Origin of the sequence: Novosphingobium sp. SG754 (genome assembly GCF_013149315.1) — a bacterium.
Classification (GTDB): Bacteria; Pseudomonadota; Alphaproteobacteria; order Sphingomonadales; family Sphingomonadaceae; genus Novosphingobium; species Novosphingobium capsulatum.
This window is the reverse complement of the sequence record NZ_JABGCC010000002.1, coordinates 1-17,205: the sequence shown is the minus strand read 5'-3', so window position 1 is coordinate 17,205 and position 17,205 is coordinate 1. Positions and strand designations below refer to the sequence as shown.

General features: G+C 63.6%; 12 protein-coding genes, 1 tRNA gene and 1 pseudogene. 4 read left to right on the top strand and 10 right to left on the bottom strand.

The genetic code is table 11. The features are described from left to right. Positions 1-126: 126 nt before the first annotated feature. From FHW97_RS04730 to FHW97_RS04700, 7 genes are all read right to left on the bottom strand, one after another. Complete coding sequence (locus FHW97_RS04730; RefSeq protein WP_168351762.1) at positions 127-1,128, bottom strand: LacI family DNA-binding transcriptional regulator; 1,002 nt, start codon at positions 1,126-1,128, stop codon at positions 127-129. A 43-nt stretch (positions 1,129-1,171) separates the two neighbouring features. After that, complete coding sequence (locus tag FHW97_RS04725; protein ID WP_062785910.1) at positions 1,172-2,353, bottom strand: cytochrome P450; 1,182 nt, start codon at positions 2,351-2,353, stop codon at positions 1,172-1,174. 1 nt (position 2,354) lies between these two features. Then, the gene (locus FHW97_RS04720; RefSeq protein ID WP_253941602.1) at positions 2,355-3,437 is read right to left on the bottom strand and encodes a hypothetical protein; all 1,083 of its coding nucleotides are present in this window, start codon (positions 3,435-3,437) and stop codon (positions 2,355-2,357) included. Next, a complete protein-coding gene (locus tag FHW97_RS04715) occupies positions 3,434-4,741 on the bottom strand; it encodes an alpha/beta hydrolase (RefSeq protein ID WP_171798237.1) in 1,308 nt (435 codons plus the stop codon). The genes FHW97_RS04720 and FHW97_RS04715 overlap by 4 nt, the downstream gene beginning before the upstream one ends. After that, positions 4,738-6,270 carry a dienelactone hydrolase family protein gene (locus tag FHW97_RS04710; protein ID WP_253941601.1) on the bottom strand — a complete coding sequence of 511 codons (1,533 nt, stop codon included), beginning with the start codon at positions 6,268-6,270 and terminating at the stop codon, positions 4,738-4,740. Before FHW97_RS04710 ends, FHW97_RS04715 begins: the two co-directional genes overlap by 4 nt. 17 nt (positions 6,271-6,287) lie before the next feature. Beyond that, positions 6,288-8,423, bottom strand: coding sequence for a TonB-dependent receptor domain-containing protein (locus FHW97_RS04705; RefSeq protein WP_171798236.1), 2,136 nt, complete (start codon positions 8,421-8,423; stop codon positions 6,288-6,290). Positions 8,424-8,848: 425 nt separating this feature from the next. Beyond that, a complete protein-coding gene (locus FHW97_RS04700; protein ID WP_171798235.1) occupies positions 8,849-9,748 on the bottom strand; it encodes a LysR family transcriptional regulator in 900 nt (299 codons plus the stop codon). A 139-nt stretch (positions 9,749-9,887) separates the two neighbouring features. On the opposite strand from FHW97_RS04700, the pseudogene FHW97_RS22025 reads away from it, so the two are divergent. After that, positions 9,888-10,085: pseudogene (locus FHW97_RS22025) on the top strand (SDR family NAD(P)-dependent oxidoreductase); the annotation flags it as partial. A 126-nt stretch (positions 10,086-10,211) separates the two neighbouring features. Here the strand turns inward: FHW97_RS22025 and FHW97_RS04695 are convergent. Then, the gene (locus tag FHW97_RS04695) at positions 10,212-11,450 is read right to left on the bottom strand and encodes a site-specific integrase (protein WP_256378181.1); all 1,239 of its coding nucleotides are present in this window, start codon (positions 11,448-11,450) and stop codon (positions 10,212-10,214) included. 207 nt (positions 11,451-11,657) lie between these two features. Next, positions 11,658-11,748 (bottom strand) — tRNA-Ser (locus FHW97_RS04690). A 74-nt stretch (positions 11,749-11,822) separates the two neighbouring features. Between FHW97_RS04690 and FHW97_RS04685 the strand changes: the two genes are divergently transcribed. Next, entirely contained in the window at positions 11,823-12,764 is a 942-nt protein-coding gene (locus FHW97_RS04685; RefSeq protein ID WP_171798233.1) for a peptidylprolyl isomerase, read from the top strand. Between the two features lie 7 nt (positions 12,765-12,771). Here the strand turns inward: FHW97_RS04685 and FHW97_RS04680 are convergent, their stop codons facing one another. After that, positions 12,772-14,862 (bottom strand): bifunctional (p)ppGpp synthetase/guanosine-3',5'-bis(diphosphate) 3'-pyrophosphohydrolase, encoded by a 2,091-nt coding sequence (locus FHW97_RS04680; protein ID WP_054130459.1) that lies wholly within the window; start codon positions 14,860-14,862, stop codon positions 12,772-12,774. Between the two features lie 262 nt (positions 14,863-15,124). On the opposite strand from FHW97_RS04680, the gene FHW97_RS04675 reads away from it, so the two are divergent. Beyond that, positions 15,125-16,459 (top strand): AAA family ATPase, encoded by a 1,335-nt coding sequence (locus FHW97_RS04675; RefSeq protein ID WP_171798232.1) that lies wholly within the window; start codon positions 15,125-15,127, stop codon positions 16,457-16,459. Beyond that, entirely contained in the window at positions 16,456-17,163 is a 708-nt protein-coding gene (locus FHW97_RS04670) for a DUF4276 family protein (RefSeq protein WP_171798231.1), read from the top strand. The genes FHW97_RS04675 and FHW97_RS04670 overlap by 4 nt, the downstream gene beginning before the upstream one ends. Positions 17,164-17,205 lie beyond the last annotated feature (42 nt).

Below are 17,205 nucleotides of genomic sequence, written 5' to 3'. Positions count from 1 at the left end.
GCACGCCAACGCGCCAAACGCAAGGCGCGTTCCCGGCGGCAGGCCGGCACCGCGGCCGGTTGGGCTTAGCCGCTGGCGCCGCAACCAGGACCTGCCGCCTTATGCCCCCTCAGGACGGGTATCCAATCAAGCGCTCTCGCGGGCAATGATGCGAAATCCTACGTTCACCGAACGCTGTTTCGGCGCCACGCCCGAGACATGGCTCCGCACCGCGGCATTGACCTCGCGCGCAATCTGCGCCCCGTCGATTTCGACGGTCGTGATTGTCGGGCGCATGTCACTGGCAACACTGGCATTGCCGAAACCGACGACAGCAAGCTGATCAGGAACCTTCAGGCCTGCGGCATTGGCTTCCACGATGATGCCCTGGGCCAGCGAGTCCGAGCCACAGACGACCACATCGGGGCGTTCCGGCTGCCGGCGCAATTCTGCAAAGACACGTCTGGCGTGGCCAAAGCGGGAAGGACTGTCGACCGCGATTTCCTTGACGGGCGTGTCGCTGTGCGCTTCCCATCCTTGTACGAAGCCATCGCGGCGCAGGCGGGCCCGGCCCAGTTCTGCCGAGACCAGCGCCGGCCGGCGATAACCGCGTTCATAGATGAAGCGCGCAAGGTCATGCCCGATCTCGACGTGGGAAAAACCGACCGCGATGCCCGGTGGTTCCGCCGGAAGATCCCAGATCTGGACAAAGAGGCCCGGAAAATGCTGTATGAGCGCCGTGGTTTCGGCGCTGAGGGGCGCAGTCGAGACGATCGCGTCCACCTGGCGGCCCATGGCGGCCCGGATCATCGCTTCGGTGCGGCCCGCCGCTGTCCCGGTCAAGGCTAGCATGACCATGGTGCCGCCAGCGTTCAATTCCTCCACCATGGTCTCAATCGTGCGGTCGAACAACGAGTCCACCAAATGGGGGATCAGCACCGCAACCATCTTGGAGCGCGACGACGCCAATCCTCCCGCCAGAAGATTGGGTACGTATTGCATTTCCTCGATCGCGGCACGGATTCGCACCGCAGTGCCGGCGGCCACGATGTCCGGGTTGTTGAGGAAGCGGCTGACCGTGGCCGTTGATACTCCGGCCCGCGCGGCGACATCATCGAGTTTGGGATTGCGCGTGGAAGGACGGACCATGGTTGCCACCCTTTCCGAATTTGCCGGAAAGATGCAAGCGTTCTCATCCAAACCGCAACGGCACAGTCAGTGGCCCGATTTCTGGCCAGCGGCTCAACGTGATCGGCCCGTCGAGCGTAAAACCACCCGGCGTGGCAGCCAGCAGTTCGCCCAGCGCCACGCACAGTTCCATGCGCCCCAGGTGCAGCCCCGGACAGTTGTGAGGTCCACGGCCAAATGCAAGATGCTCGGCAATGTTGGGGCGATCAAGCACGAAGCGGTCGCCATCGGGGAAGATCGCCTCGTCGCGATTGGCGGAGCAGTATAGCAGCGCGATGGCATCGTTGGCCTTGATCGCGCGCGCACCCACCACCGTGTCGTTGACGGCGGTACGGGCAAACCCGCGATAGGGTGTGTAGAGCCGCAGGAATTCCTCGACGGCGGCGGGGACCAGCGCCGGGTCTGCGCGCAACTGCGCCTGCAATTCCTGGTCGCGTGCCAGGTGCACCGCCATGCTTCCGACCAGCACCATCGGGGCTACGATGCCGACCACCAAGACCTGGCGCACGGCCCCGATCAGCAGGTCTTCTGGCAAGGATTGCCCGCCGTGGACAGCGGCAAGCAGGGCGCTCGTCGGGTCGATCGCAGGGTCTTCGGGCGCCTCGCGCCGCAGCCGCACCAGATCACGCGCCATGTCGTAAAGGCGCAGGCTGGTGGCCTTCATCAGTTCCGGCTCGTTGCGATGTACGGCCAGAACGAAAGCACGCCCGTCATCATGCAGCGTATCGAGCCATTGGGGCGGCATGCGCATCCACAGGCCGAACACCCGCACCGGCAAGAACGAGGAAAAATCGGTGCAGATGTCGCCACCACCGCGCTCCACCATCGGCGCCAGCATTTCGCGTGCAAAGCGCCGGGTATCGGCTTCGAGGCGACGCACCTTGTCCTGCGACAGCAAGGGATTGAGCGCCTGGCGGAAAGGCGTGTGTTCGGGCGGATCGAGGTGCAATGGCGGGCGCCGGCCGGTGAACGCCACCTTCGGGATCACGTTCTGCGTTTCGGTGGAGAACGAAGCCCAATCACTGGCAACGCGGCGCACATCCTCATAGCGGCTGAGCGCCCAGAAACCTCCAAGCCCGTCCGTATGGGCCACCGGACATTCCCGGCGCAGCCGGGCATATTCGCGATGGGCGCTGTCGAAATCCTCGGGCGCCTCGGGATCGAAGTCCGACGGGATTGCGGTCATCTCAGTGGTCCTTGTCAGGGCTGGCCATGGCGCGCGCAGGCATGACGCCGTGCGCGGCACGGGCGGAAAGGCGGGGGGCGAGCGAAAGCAGGGCGATCGCGGCAATCAGGATCGCCGCACCGGCCAATTCTGCAGGGCGTGGCACCGGCATGCCCCAGATCCAGGCGAGCAGCAGCGCCGCCACGACACCCGCGATCAGGCTGGCCGCCCGCTCCAGCGGGACGCAGTAGGAATTCTCGCGTGGGTCCAGTAGGATGAGAATCGACAGGATGGACACGGCGGTGAGCGTCACGCCCATGCCCACCAGCGGCCAGATCACGCCCAGGCGCCAGATGCCGATGAACCCACGCGCCAGTTCATCGGCCTGTCCACCCAGGCCGAGCGTGGAAATGGCCGCCAGGGCCACCAGTGACATGGGCAGCGCGATGATCTTTTCTTCGACGAAATAGGCCCTGACCGTTTGTGGATCGCCGGTCTTGCCCACCCGCGTCATCACCACCAGGCGCAGGAAATAGCCAAGCGTGTAAAGCACCACGGTCAGCACCGCGAGAGGAGGCAGCCGCAGCCCACCCCGATCGGTCAGGGTGATCACCAGGGCGAATGCAACCATGGCCAGGGCCAGCCAGCTCCACCACCGCACGCGGCGCCCGAACAGCACGTCGACCAGCGGGGCCAGGATCAGAATGTCACCGCGCATGATCAGCTGGATGAACGGGATGCTGACGCCCTTGAACGTCAGCGACAACGGCACGGTAAACAGCACCAGCGAGGTCGCCAGCCCCGAAAGGAACGTCGCACGGCGGGGAAACGGCACGCTCCAACGACCGATTGCCAGGCGGTTGGCCTGCCGATGCCAGCCAGACAGCCAGATGAAGGCATAAGTCATCACCAGGTTGAGAATCAGCGAGCCGGGCAGGAGTTCGAGGCCGGTGAGCGGACGTCCCAGGGCCACGATCGACGTTGTCGCGAGATACCGCGTCAGCATGATGCTGGGCAGATAGGACAGGAGATAGCCCAGCAGCAGCAGTTCCATCGGCATGCCGCCGGTCGCGGAGGTGGGCGCGGATTGAGCAGGCCTGGTCATCGGCAGGGTTTTCCTCGCAGGCACGGGCGGAGCATCGGTGCCGGGCGATGGGCAACGAACGGGCCTTTCGGCACAACCCAGCGCGCGCGGTCGAGCCGCGCCTCCAAGGTCGACAGCGCGCCCAGCAGCGCCTCGGGCGGGAACCGGCAATGGCCGGCACCGCGATACCACAGGCCCTTGACCATCGCAGGCCTGGCCGCGTCGACATAGGCCTGCTGCAAGGACGGCGACGTGATGCCGTCCCCCTCGGCCTGGAGCGAGACGACCGGCACGCGTGGGCGCGCGTCGGGTGTGTAGTGCTGCATCATGTAAGCCACCGCTGCCGGCTTGGCCGGGATGCGCGGCACCGCATCGAGGCGGGCCAGATCCGCATTGAGGTTCAAGCCGGCCTGCGCGTAGAGCTTGGCCACGAATGCACGGCGCCCCGAAAGCGCCAGTTGACGGGGATAGGACACCTGCGTGTTCCAGGAAAACGCCCCACCGGCGCGGGTTTCCTGGTCGTGGCGCGGCGGGAACACCGCCATCGCAAAGGTCGCCGCGATGTTGGCAGCCTGGGCATCGGCATCGTCGGCGCGCGGTTCCGGCTGATCGGGCGCGGTCCATCCGGGCATGCCGCCCAGCACACCGGCCAGCGCCAGCCGCGCCCGCCCCTGCGGTGTCGCCATGGCGGCCTTGACCGCATCGCGCACCCGCATGCTGTTGGCCGCATCGTCGGCAACGCCCGTCAACACGATGCCGTCGCCCGGCGCCTGCAAGGTGCGAAAGGCAAAGGCGCCATCCAGAGCCATGTTCATCATGCCGACAGCGCCGCCGATGGACGGGCACAGCGCCACCGCGCCATCGATACGATCGGGTCCGCCGCGGGTCTGCTCGGCCAAGGCAATGGTGACGAGGCTGCCCATCGAAGCCCCCCAGGCGATGGTGCGACGCGGGGCCCCATGCTGGGCGGCAAAGGCAGCAATGGCAGCGCGCTGCGCCGGTACGGCCTGCGCCAGCGACCATCCGCCCGACGCATAATCCGATGCCAAAAGCGCGTATCCCCGCGCCAGCAGCGTGTCACGCAACCCGGCGGGCGCCGGATCCGGCAACACCGCCTGCGGTTCGTACCCCCGCCCCCAGACGAGCAACGTACCGTTCCAATGCCCGGAAACCATCGCGTGCCACCGCCCGCCGCCAGGCAGCGTGCCCGAAAGCACCTGCACGTCGGCAGGAACCGGGTCGGTGGACGGTACCGGTTGGGCCGGGGCGACACCGGAGGTCGGCGCCATGACCATGGCCATGGCAAGGGTGGCGATGGCTTTCATGGCGCCACCACCCGGAGGTTGCGGCGAACGGTCCAGTCGGGATCGCGGCACAGCCGACAATCCGCGCCGACAAACGCCGCGCTGGCGGCACGCTCGCCCTTGAGCTGCCAATCGAGCCAGTGCCGGGCAACGATGGCCCAAAGCCCGCCGCGCGGTTCGAAGAACGTGCCCGAATGCCCGACGTCGCGGCTCACCAGCACCGCGGGAACCGAACGGATCCGGGCGAAATCATCGGTGCCATTGGTATAGGCCACGTCGGTCATGCCACCCAACATGTACAATATCGGCGCATGCAACCGGTCGAGCAGGCTCTTGTCCACCGCCAGGCCCGGCATGCCGGCACCACCCGCCGGGAAAAGCCCGGAATCGAACACGATCGTGGCGCGGATGCGCGGATCGGTCGAGAGGCTCAGCGCAAGCAAGCCGCCGCACGACCAACCGGCAACCCCGATCCGTGCCTTGTCGATATAGCGGGCCCAGCCGCCATTGCCGGCGGCATCGGCGCTGGCCCAATCGAGGGCGCGGGTCATGTCTGCCGGGCTTACGCCTTGGCCGGGGCGATCGGGCGCCAGGACGGCGCCTTGCGGATAGTTGCGCAAGCCGCCCGGGCCCTCCAGCATGGCACCGGGCACGATAACGACATAGCCGTGCGAGGCAATTTCGGTCAGCAGCCGGCGCGCGTTGCTGGCATCGGCCATGCAGCCGCCGTTGCCGAAGATCAGCACCGGCAGCTTGGCCTGCTCGAAAAGAGCCAGATTTGCCGGGCGGTAGAGCACGGCGCCGGGCAAGGCGGGCTCGATCGCGCGGATCGCGGGATAAGGGCCGCTGCCTGGCTCGTCGGGCAGGCCGTTGAGGTGTTCGCGTTCACGCTGAAGGACGGCCTCGTCGCTCAACCCGGGCACCGCGCGAAACGCCGCGTCGAGCGCGCCGCGCACGGTGTTGCTGACCAGCGCGAGCCGTGCCGGCGAATCCACCTTGATCTCGGGATGGAAATCGATGTGGTTGTAATCCGCATAGCGATACCCGCGTGCCAGGGCGGCATCCTGCATCCACTGCGCCAACGCCTCGTCATCGCGCGACGCGCCGGCCGCAAGGCCGAGCGGCCGTGCAAGGACCACCTTCAGCCCCGCCCCCTGCGCCGCCCGGGCCAGCCGATCCGCGGCGTTGCGCGTGGCTTCCAGTTGGCCCTTGCCGTCCAGTAGGTGATCCGGTTGAAGGTGCAAGACCTGGTACCGGCCGCTTTCGATCTGCGCGCGCACGGCGGCTTCCCCTGCGGCAAGACCGCCCTTTCCGGTCAGGACCGTGCCAAGGCCGGGGAAGTCGAACAGCGCGGGATCGATCCGCATCCAACTTTGCAGCGTGGTGCCCCCCACGAACAGCGGCAAGCGCCGCACGACCGCGGTTGAATTGGCGGCCGCAGCCGCACCCGGCACCGCCGACTGCGCCAGCACCGCGTCGTTCGCTCCCGCAAGCAGCAGGCCCGCCGCGAGGAGACGAAGCAGACCGGGTTTGCGCAAAACGCTGTTCATGGAGGGGACTTTCACGATCAGAACCGGAACGACAGTGTTGCGCCAAACTCGCGCGGTTGCCCCAGGATATAGGACCCGATGCCGTCGGTAACCTGGTCGACACTGGCAATGTAATTGTTGTCCAGCAGGTTATCGACATAGGCTGCCAGCGACCAGTTGTCGGACGCCTTGTAGGTGAGGCGCGCGCCAACCAGCGTCCGGGCGGGGAGACGGTTATAGGGCGCCTGGAAGAAGTTGACCCATTGTGCGCCCTGGTAGCTGATGCGGGCCGACGGGGTCAGCGAGCCCTTGCCCAGGGCGAAGACGTAGGACACGCCCGCCGCGCCCGAAAACTTGGCAGCAAAGGGAATGGTGCGCCCGGCAAGGTTGATCAGTTCGGGCTGTGCCGGCAGCCCATTGCCGAACAGGCCCGCAGGCTGGACAATCTCGAACTGGCCATATTTTGCATCCAGCACCGAGAAGGACGCATCCGCCGCAAAGCCCCCCACCTTCAGGTCGAACTGCCCTTCGACACCCTTGATCCTGGTGCCGTTGACGTTGCGGGTGATCGCGGTCGCGGGATTGTTGATGTCGGCCGCGTAGGTCGCCTGGAAATTCTGGTATGTCATGTAGAAGCCGCTGACCGAAGCGGTCAGGTGATCATCGAACAGGCGTCCCTTGACGCCGGTTTCATAGTTGATGACGCGCTCGGCATCGTAGTTGATGCCAAACGGCGTCGTCCCTCCCGGCTTGTAGCCCTTGCTGATCGTGCCATAGATGAACAGCCTGGGATCGATCTGCCAGTTGAGCGCGACGCGGCCGGTGAACTCGGAAAAGTCGCGAATGCCGGGATTGAGGGGGATGCGGAAGCCCGAAGGGCCGGCCGGGGCAATGTAGCTGTCGATGAAGCCCACGTGGTCCCAGCTGTAGCGGCCGCCGGCCTTCATTTCCAAGCCATTGCCCAGCTTGTAGCCGACTTCGGCAAAGACGGCCTCGTTGCGCCGCCGTGCATCGGTGAAGATAGTCAGGCTCTGCTCGTATGGCGCGCCCTTGGCGATGTTCGGCACGGTAAAGGCCGGCTGGCGATAATTGAGCATGGTCGCGCCGGCCGTCCAGGTGAACGGGCGATTGTCAGGAGAGATCAGATCGATTTCGCCTGTGTAATAGCGATCGTGAATGGTGATCTTGCTCGACGTTCCGGTGGCAGCGGTGGAATAATCGTTGTCGCGCACCGAGAGCTGGTCGGTCGTTTGATAGGTGCCCAGCACGCGCACCTTGAACGCATCGATGCCGCTGTAGTTGAGCACCGCCGTGGTGCGGTTGTACATGGTGTTGAGCGCCTGGTCGGTGTCATAGGCGATCGTGCGATTGCCCACCGGGGCCTGGGCAAAGCTCTGCGTGGGCAGGCCATCGGTCCGCCGGTCGCTGTATTGGTGGATCAGCAGCAGGTCCAGGTCATCGGTCGGCTTGTAGAGCAGTTGGGCGCGGCCCAGGAAACGGCTGAGGTTGCCCGGCTGGTTGCCATAGCGCACGGGCTGCGCCGCCCCGGTCGGCCCCAGGTTGGTGAACGCCGAACCGCGCCGCTCGACCTGGCCCGACAGGCGGACGGCCAGCTTGTCGCTCAACTGCGTGGTGACGCCTGCCTCGACCTGCTTGCGGCCGATATTGCCCAACGTGACGCTACCAAAGCCGCTGGTTCCGTTGAAATCGGGCCGCACCGAACTGATGTAGATCGCGCCGCCGCTGGCATTCTGGCCCGTGTAAGTGCCCTGCGGGCCGCGCAACACTTCCACGCTGGCAACATCGAAGAACGAGTCCCCGTAGACGAATTCGCGGGCGACATAGGTGCCATCCCAATGGATCGCCACGCCAACCGACTGGTTCGGCGCCCCTTCGGAAATGCCGACACCCCGAATGTTGACGAACTTGACGTTGCCGTAGTCAGCAAAGCTCAGCGACGGAACCTGCGATTGCAAGCTGTTGATATCGCTCACGCCACGGGCCTTCAGCATGTCGGCATTGAGCGCCACGACGGAAATCGGCGTGGAAAGCGCGCTCTGGCTGCGGCGCTCGGCGGTCACCACGATGCCGGGGGCCGCCGCGCCTTCGTCGGCGGCCGCACCACTGCCTTCGGCCTGCGCAAATGCAGGAGCCGACGTTCCAGCAAGCAACACGCCTGCGATCCAGTGCTTATACCTCATATTGGATACCCCTCTCCCGATATCGGACACTGCCCGCCGCATGAAGCTGGCCCGCATTCTGATTTTGCATCTGGGTCCGCACAGGCCTTGCGCGCCTTGAAGCACCGCATAGCCCCGTTCCCGCTCTTTATGCAAGCGCTTTCATTGACGGAAGACCGTTCGGACCCGACCCCATCAAGATCGGCATGTCCGCTCGAAATGGGGCAACCAGCGTATCACGCCAGCCAAATTGCTAACGTAACCAACATCAACCCCAGCCGACACCGTCCGTGGATTGAATGACGTCGCACTCGGCAAATTCCGGAGTAAGCGTTTACATGAGGAAAGGCTGAAGGGACGACCCCGTCACGCCGGATCTTGCCGATGGGCCTCACGCAAAGGGAATAACTGATGCGCAATCAGGGCTGCTCCCAGTAGGGCGGATCGCCAAAGCTACGGCGCAGACTGTCCCCGAACGCGCGTATCTTGCTCGCGGCACCATGATCGCGCGGATATGTCAGGAAAAGTTCCGCGCCTTCCGCAGGCCAGCCTATGTCCACTTCGATCAGGGCCCCGGTCTTGATTTCCTGGTGCAGGAAGAATGTCGGCAACATGGCAAGCCCAAGGCCGGCCAAGACGGCATCGCGCATCACGATCCCGTTGTTGACCCGCAGCGCCGCTCGCGGCCGCACGACAGTCCAGCCAGACCCCGCAGCGAAGCGCCAGCCACCTGACCTGTTGGCGTAAAGAATGGCCGTGTGACCTTCCAGCTCCGTCAGCGAAGTGGGCTTGCCATGCTCCGCAAGATAGGAAGGCGCAGCCACCAGAAGGCGTCGACTGGTCGCCAGCCGTCGCGCGATCAGGCGGCCATCGCCGATGGCGCCGTGTCGCAGGACGGCATCGAACCCGCCGGTCGCCGCGTCGACAAAGCGATCGTCCAGGTCGAGAGACATCTCGATCCCCGGGTGCTCCTGCAGGAAGCGGGCAATCGCCGGCCCCAGGTGAAGAATGCCAAAGCCCACGGGCGCCGATATGCGCAGCGGCCCAGCCAGCTTGCCGCTCCTCGCGTCGATCTCTGCTGCGGCTTCCTCCATTTCGCGCAGGATGCGTTGCGCACGCGGCAAGAACGCTTCGCCCGCGCTGGTCAATGTCAGGCGCCGGGTGGAACGCTGGAGCAACGTTGCCCCCAGCGCCCTCTCCAACTCTGCCAGCCTCTCGCTGACCACCGATTTTGCCAGTCCAAGGCGTCGCGCTGCGGCACTGATCGAGGTTTGGTCAACCGTGGCGACGAAGGCTGTAATGCCGTCGAGCTTCATCATTGTTCGGATTTCCCGTCGATCAAAACCAGAATTGGATAGCTGGTGCGAACGCTGCCTGATCGGCATCTTCCCGTCCAGACAGCGCGACGGCCTGCCTCTTCTGGGCCGGTCCCGCTGCTCCCATCCAGAGGAGACTGACATGAACGACTTTATCGGAAAGAATGTTCTCGTGCTTGGCGGCTGCCGTGGCATCGGTGCCGCCATCGTCCGCCGGTTCAGCGAGGGTGCGGCCTCAGTGGCTTTCACCTATGCCGGATCACGCGATGCCGCCGCCAAGCTTGCCGAAGACACGGGCGCCACGGCCATCCAGGCAAACAGCGCGGACCGCGATGCCCTGGCTCCCGGGGGGCTTCAGCCCCCCAAATCCCCCTTCCCTCTCCCAGCAATTCACCACCGCAGACACGGCGCCGCCCACCAACCACCACTCTCGACCGCATCCGGCGATGGCAGATCCGACACAGCGTCAACGATAGGCATGCCGCCGCAATGGTGGGAGCGTCGCCGCATTGCGGACAGGCACGGGCGTCTGCTGGATCGTCGCGACAGGCTGCGCCGGCATGGCCACGATACGGGCCGGCGGCAGGCAGTGGTCCGCCCAGAGTTGCATCACCGCGCGCCGCTTGCGGAAGAAGTCCGTGCGCAGGTAGGCTGCCTTGGTCTTGTTGCCGACGGAATGCGCAAGGCAAGATTCGGCCACTTCATCGGCCGTGTCGGTTTCGTCGGCGACCCAGTCGCGAAAGCTCGAGCGAAAGCCATGGACCGTCACAGGCACGTCCATGCCGCGCACCAGTTCGAGCAACGCCATATCCGTCAGGGCCGCGCCCGAAATCGGGCCAGGAAAGATGTATGGATTGTCATCGATCGACAATTGCCTGGCACGCCGCAGCACATCGGCTGCCTGGCGGGATAGCGGGACGATATGCTCGACCCCCATCTTCATGCGCTCGGCCGGTATGGTCCAGATCGTCAGGTCATCATCCACTTCCGACCACAGCGCATGCCGGACCTCGCCCGAACGGACCGCAGTGATGATCAACAGTTCCAGTGCCAGCGTGCCGGCACTCATCGGCTTGGCGCGCAGGGTATCCAGAAAGGCCGGGACCTCGAAATGGGGGAGCGCGGCAAAATGCCCCTTGCGCTTGGGTTGGCGGGGCAAGCCGCGCGCGAGCGAGCGCATCGGCGCTTCGCTGTCGCGCAGACCCTTGGCACAGCACCAGTCCAGCACCGCACCGATCCGCTGCCGCACGCGGCGCGCGGTTTCGGGAATATCCAGCCAGATTTCAGCCAGGACATCGCGGATCATCGGCCCATCGATCTTGTCGACTGTGCGCTTGCCCAGCTTGGGAAAGGCATAGAGTTCCAAGGTCTCGATCCACTGTTGCTGGTGCTTGCCGTTTTTCCAGCCCTTGCACATCTCGGCATGGGCCCGCCGGGCTGCCTCCTCGAACCGAGGGACCTTTTTCTTGGCCTTGCGCCGCTCCTCAGCGGGATCGCCGCCCTTTGCAACTTGTGCACGCAGAGCGGCCGCTTCGAGGCGCGCGTTCTTCAGTGAAATGTGCCGAGCGTCGCCGATGGTAATGTCGTTGCGTGTGTGATGGATCTGAATCCGCAGCACCCATCTCCTGCCACCGGCAGGCGAGATGCGCAGATACAACCCTTCGCCATCAGCATAGCGACCAGGTTCGGTCAACGCGTTGACCATGGAGTTGGTGAGCTTTCCCATGCCCGGAATCTATCACCGGAGGGCCCGGTTTCAAACCGGCCGTCCCTGCGCTAGCCCACACTCTAGCCCACACTTCGCGCTTTAACGGATCGCCCAGCAAAAATATGGGGTTCGGAAAAAACGCTTCTTTTTCCGCACTTTGGATCGTATTTTAGGGTAGCCCAGCGTGCTGCCGGAGGGGGCATATGGCGGAGCGGGAGGGATTCGAACCCTCGATACGCTTTTGACGTATACTCACTTTCCAGGCGAGCGCCTTCGACCACTCGGCCACCGCTCCGCATGCACTGGAAGGCGCCCCCTAGCCGCCTGTGTGGGGTTGCGCAAGGGCGGTTTGGTGATCACAACGGCAAAATGTTGATCCGCCCCGCCGCTTCGCTGATCCTGGCCATTACGGCTGCAAGTTATGCACAGGCGCAGCCGCCTGCGCCCCCGGTTCCGCCCACTCCGACGGAGATCGTGGGCGCGGCGCCGGCGGCCGATTGGGTGGCGATCGCGCCCGAGAATCTGCTGGTGATGGACCTGGCGCCGGCGGCGGATGGCGCCGCGCGGCAGGTGGTGATCCAGTTGCTGCCGGCGCCCTGGTCGCAAGGTTGGGTGGGTAATATCCGCAAGCTGGCCACGGCGCACTGGTGGGATGGCACGGCGATCACCCGCGTGCAGGATGGCTACGTCGTGCAATGGGGCGATCCCGACGCGGAGGACAAGGCCAAGGCGCGGCCCCTGCCCCCGTCGCTGCTGAGCGTGTCGCAGGGCGCCTATACCCTTACCGCCGGGGCCGCGCCGGCGCTGGAGGGGCCGCGTATTGCCGATGGCATCTATGCCGCCCAGGCCCGGTTCTATCACGGCTGGCCGATCGCCACGGGCCCGGGCGAGGCGCCAGAAACCTGGCCGGTGCACTGCTATGGCACGGTGGGCGTGGGGCGCGACATGCCGCCCGACGCCGGCAGCGGGGCCGAGCTTTATGCTGTGATCGGCGATGCGCCGCGCCAGCTTGATCGCAACATCGCGGTGGTCGGCCGGGTGATTGCCGGGATGGAATGGCTATCCAGCCTGCCGCGCGGCAAAGGTGAGATGGGCTTCTATCGCCAGACTGCCGAGCGCACGCCGATCCAGCGCGTGCGATTGGGCGATGCGGTGCCGGGCCTGCCGACGTGGCAGTATCTGTCCACCGCCAGCGCCAGCTTTGCCCGCTATGCCGATGCCCGCGCCAACCGGCGCGATCCGTTCTACGTGCGCCCGGCCGGCGGGGTGGACATCTGCAACGTGCCGGTGCCCATCCGCCAGAAGCCGTGACGGCACCCTAGATGCGGTCGGCCTGGGCCACCGCGTCGCTGGCGCGTAGCGCGCTGACGATGCGGGTGAGGTGCGCCAGATCGCGCACTTCCAGATCGACCAGATAGGTGTGGAACGGGTTTTCGCGCTGGGTCATTTCCAGGTTGACCACGTTGGCGTGGTTCTTGGCAAAGATACCCGCCATTTCGGCCAGTGTACCAGGGCGGTTATACAGCTCGGCGCGCAAGCGGCCTACCGCACCATCGGTGCGCTTGTCCCACGACAGGTCGATCCAGTCGGCGTCCACACCATCGGCCAGCTTCTCGCAATCGATCGCGTGCACTTCCACGCCCTTGCCCGGGCGGCGCAGGCCGACAATGCGATCGCCAGGCACCGGGTGGCAGCATTCGGCCAGCTTGAAGGCCATGCCCGGCGTCAGACCGCGCACGGCGATGGCGCGCTGCTGGCGCGGCCAATCCTCCGGGTTGGGCAGGTTGGCGGTGCTGCCGGGCACCAGCGCCTCCATCACCTGGCGATCGTCCAGCTTGGCCGAACCGATCGCCACCATGAGGTCTTCTTCACTGTTGAATTTCAGGCGTTTGATCGCATCGGCCAGGGCTTTCTTGCCCACTTGGGTCGGCAGCCGCTCGGTGATTTCCTCATAGAGCTTGCGGCCGATCAGGGCCACTTCGGCGCGTTCCTTTTGCCGCACGGCGCGGCGGATGGCGGCGCGCGCCTTGCCCGTCACGGCAAAGCCCAGCCACGACAGTTGCGGCTCGGAATTGCGGCTCTTGATGATTTCCACCACGTCACCATTGCCCAGCGGCGTGCGCAGCGGCACATGGCGGCCGTTGATCTTGGCGCCCACCGCCGCCCCGCCCAGGTTGGTGTGCACGGCAAAGGCAAAGTCGATCGGCGTGGCGCCCTTGGGCAGCTGGAACAGCGCGCCCTTGGGAGTGAAGGCAAAAATGCGATCCTGATAGATCGCCATCTTGGTGTTTTCCAGAAGCTCGTCAGGATCGTGGCTGGCGTCAAGAATTTCGACAAGGTCGCGCAGCCAGCCGACCTGGCCATCGGGCTCCCCACCCTGCTTGTAGGCCCAGTGCGCGGCCAGACCATATTCGTTGCGGTGGTGCATCTCGCGCGTCTTGAGCTGCACCTCGACCCGGCGCGCATTGTTGTAGATCAGCGAGGTATGCAGGCTTTTATAGCCGTTGATCTTGGGCGTGGAGATATAGTCCTTGAACCGCCCGGGGATCATTTGCCAGGTCTGGTGCAGCACACCCAGCGCCTTGTAGCAATCGCCCACATCGTCAACCAGCACGCGAAATGCCATGATGTCGGAAATCTGTTCGAACGACACGTGCCGCTCGGCCATCTTCTTCCAGATCGAATAGGGATGCTTTTCGCGGCCGGCCACTTCCACGCGCAGGCCTGCCTCGGCCAGGGCCTGCTTGATCGACAGGGCAATGTCCCCCACCTCGCCCCCACCCTCGCTGCGGATGGCAGCCAGGCGGCCGGTGATCGTGGCATAGGCCTCGGGCTCCAGCTGCTCGAACGCCAGCAGCTGCATTTCCCGCATATATTCATACATGCCCACGCGCTGGGCGAGCGGGGCATAGATTTCCATCGTCTCGCGCGCGATGCGGCGGCGCTTGTCCTCGCTCTTGATGAAATGCAAGGTGCGCATATTGTGCAGCCGGTCTGCCAGCTTGACCAGCAGCACGCGCAAATCCTCGCTCATGGCGAGGAGGAACTTGCGCAGGTTTTCGGCCGCGCGCTCGCTTTCCGTCATCGTCTCGATCTTGGAAAGCTTGGTCACTCCATCGACCAGCCGCGCCACATCGGGCCCGAACAGCCGCTCGATCTCGTCCACCGTGGCGAGCGTATCCTCCACCGTATCGTGGAGCAGCGCGGTAACGATGGTTTCCTGATCGAGCTTGAGCTCGGTCATCAGGCCCGCCACCTCCACCGGGTGGGAGAAATAGGGATCCCCGCTGGCACGCTTCTGCGTCCCGTGCTTCTGCACGGTATAGACATAGGCACGGTTGAGCATGGCCTCGTCCGCCTGGGGAGCATAGGCCAGCACACGTTCGACAAGTTCATATTGGCGGAGCATTACCCGCCCTAAATGGGGGAAAAATGCGGCCTAGGGCAAGGGGAAAGGCTGGGGAATTTTAGGGGTTGGGGTGATTGGGGGTGTAGGGGAGCGACCTGCCATAGCGCTATGAGGTTGTATGCGCGTCCCGTCACAAGCGCAGCTTTGACCGGCATGGATTGGGATTTTGCTGCGCTTACGGGGTGACGAGTTGAACAGTGGGTCTCGCCATTAGCAGACATCTAGGATTGCGTTGTGTGCGGCCCAACCTTACCATTGTCGCATGATCACTCGACTGGAAATCAGCGGCTTCAAGACCTTTGAAAACTTTGAAGTTGACCTTCAGCCTTTCGCCGCGCTCGTGGGGCCGAATGCGAGCGGAAAATCCAATCTGTTTGACGCCCTCCGTTTCGTGTCTCTCCTGGCGAAGCACGACATCCGACACGCAATGCAGGGCTTGAGGGGTGAGCCGGAAGAATTGTTCCGGCGAACGCCTGAAGGCGCGGCCGACAGAATGACCTTCGCCGTCGAGGTTCTTGTCCCTAGAAGGGGGTCAGATGCATTCGGCACGGAATACGAAGTCCCCGCCCAACGACTGCGTTATGAGCTTGAACTCGGTATCCTTATGGGCAGCGACGGAACACCGAGGCGGGTTCAGGTGGTTCGAGAGTTTTGTAGGCCAATCGCGAAGAGCGAGGATAGAGCCCGAGCTTTCCTTAGATCTATCAAGATCAACTATACTCGAGTATCACCATTCATTAGAATGAATGAGGAAAAGAACGCAATTGAGGTGAAGCAAGACGGACGGCAAAAGCACGGCCGCCCTGTCACTCTTTCACTGAAAGAGGCGTCTCGCACCGCACTTTCTACCATCACGACCGCAGAATTTCCGCACCTTTATGCGGTGCGCGAAGCGCTTTCCAATATCAGTTTCCTGGAAATTAATCCGCAAGCCGCAAGGCTAGACAACGATAGGTTTGATGAGCCTCGCCTTAAGCCAGACGCTTCGAACTTAGCGGCTGTTCTTGCACGTTTAAAAGACGAGACCGGTAGTCACGACCGTCCCGATGGAGTTTTGGCCGACATTGCTGCTGATTTGGCTTCACTGATCCCGTCGGTCTCGCGTCTGGAGAGTCTCAGCAACGTTGCACAGCGTCAGTACGCGTACAACATTTGCTTCACTGACGATTTGTCATTCAGTTCGCGCGTTATTTCCGATGGGACGCTTCGCTTGCTAGCTTTGCTGACCCTCCTCAATGATCCTGAGCGACAAGGGACCCTTTGCTTCGAAGAGCCAGAAAATGGTGTCCACGAGGGACGCATTCCGGCGCTGGTCCAGTTCTTACGGCAATCTGCGACCGTTTCAGGAAATCCTGAAACACCATCGTTTCAGGTGTTGATAGCCACTCATTCCCCAAAAGTTATGACCTACCTAAAAGATAATGAAATTGTTGCAGCTGACGTCGTATCAATCGTCGCACCAAAAACAAATAAGAGAATGGTACGAACGCGTATGCGTACAGGCGTACAACCGTCAGGAGACCTTTACGATCCTGAGCGCCATTTGGTACGCGCAGAGATTGAAACACTCCTGCAACGCTCAGTTGATGCAGCATGACTTATCTCAGTTGGGCAGCCATGCATGAGGGGGCAACTGATAAGGCTTACTTTGACATTGTCATTCCACTGCTGATGGAAGACCTTGTACGCACGCGGGGAGTTCGTAACGTTACAGTGCCTCTTGCTTCAGCAATTGACCTTGGAAAGTCCGGTAGAGCGGTATCAGAGGTCGCCGATCAACTGTGCCGCGAGCGCGCTGCTTTCCACATCGCCTTCATACACGCTGACACCGGCGGCCGGGCTTTGGAGGCCAATATAGAGCATCGTTCTGAAGCATACCGGCAGGCCGCATTTGCTTTGTGCGGGTTTCCCCTAGAGCGTTGCGTAATCATCGCTCCGCGTCATGAAACTGAAGCATGGATGCTTGCGGACCGGGAAGCAGTCGGTGCAGCATTGGGATACAACGGTGACTTGGGTGCGCTGGGTTTGCCTGCCAATGCGCGCGAGGCTGAACGACTTGCTGACCCAAAAGCAACGCTTGACCGGGCCATCCGCGACGTGCGTGGGAGGAGGTCTCCGCCAAACGTGCATCAAATAATTCCCGCTATCGCTCAGCGGCAAAGACTGGATAGGTTGAGAGCTTCCCTGTCCTTTAGGCAATTCGAAGACGAACTCGCGCGAGCGATGATAGGGCTAGGCTGCATTCATTGTAACTGCTCAGGTGGTTGGCAAAAAGGGCTTGCGCGTGGGGGCAGGCGATGATTCAAACTACCCATGGCACCGCCCCCGCTTCATGTCCTGACC

Coding starts and splice junctions, on each gene's coding strand:
- FHW97_RS04710 (WP_253941601.1), bottom strand. CDS start 6,270: ATGAACAGCGTTTTGCGCAAACCCGGTCTGCTTCGTCTCCTCGCGGCG.
- FHW97_RS04725 (WP_062785910.1), bottom strand. CDS start 2,353: ATGACCGCAATCCCGTCGGACTTCGATCCCGAGGCGCCCGAGGATTTC.
- FHW97_RS04685 (WP_171798233.1), top strand. CDS start 11,823: ATGTTGATCCGCCCCGCCGCTTCGCTGATCCTGGCCATTACGGCTGCA.
- FHW97_RS04720 (WP_253941602.1), bottom strand. CDS start 3,437: ATGACCAGGCCTGCTCAATCCGCGCCCACCTCCGCGACCGGCGGCATG.
- FHW97_RS04680 (WP_054130459.1), bottom strand. CDS start 14,862: ATGCTCCGCCAATATGAACTTGTCGAACGTGTGCTGGCCTATGCTCCC.
- FHW97_RS04700 (WP_171798235.1), bottom strand. CDS start 9,748: ATGATGAAGCTCGACGGCATTACAGCCTTCGTCGCCACGGTTGACCAA.
- FHW97_RS04670 (WP_171798231.1), top strand. CDS start 16,456: ATGACTTATCTCAGTTGGGCAGCCATGCATGAGGGGGCAACTGATAAG.
- FHW97_RS04730 (WP_168351762.1), bottom strand. CDS start 1,128: ATGGTCCGTCCTTCCACGCGCAATCCCAAACTCGATGATGTCGCCGCG.
- FHW97_RS04715 (WP_171798237.1), bottom strand. CDS start 4,741: ATGAAAGCCATCGCCACCCTTGCCATGGCCATGGTCATGGCGCCGACC.
- FHW97_RS04695 (WP_256378181.1), bottom strand. CDS start 11,450: ATGGTCAACGCGTTGACCGAACCTGGTCGCTATGCTGATGGCGAAGGG.
- FHW97_RS04675 (WP_171798232.1), top strand. CDS start 15,125: ATGATCACTCGACTGGAAATCAGCGGCTTCAAGACCTTTGAAAACTTT.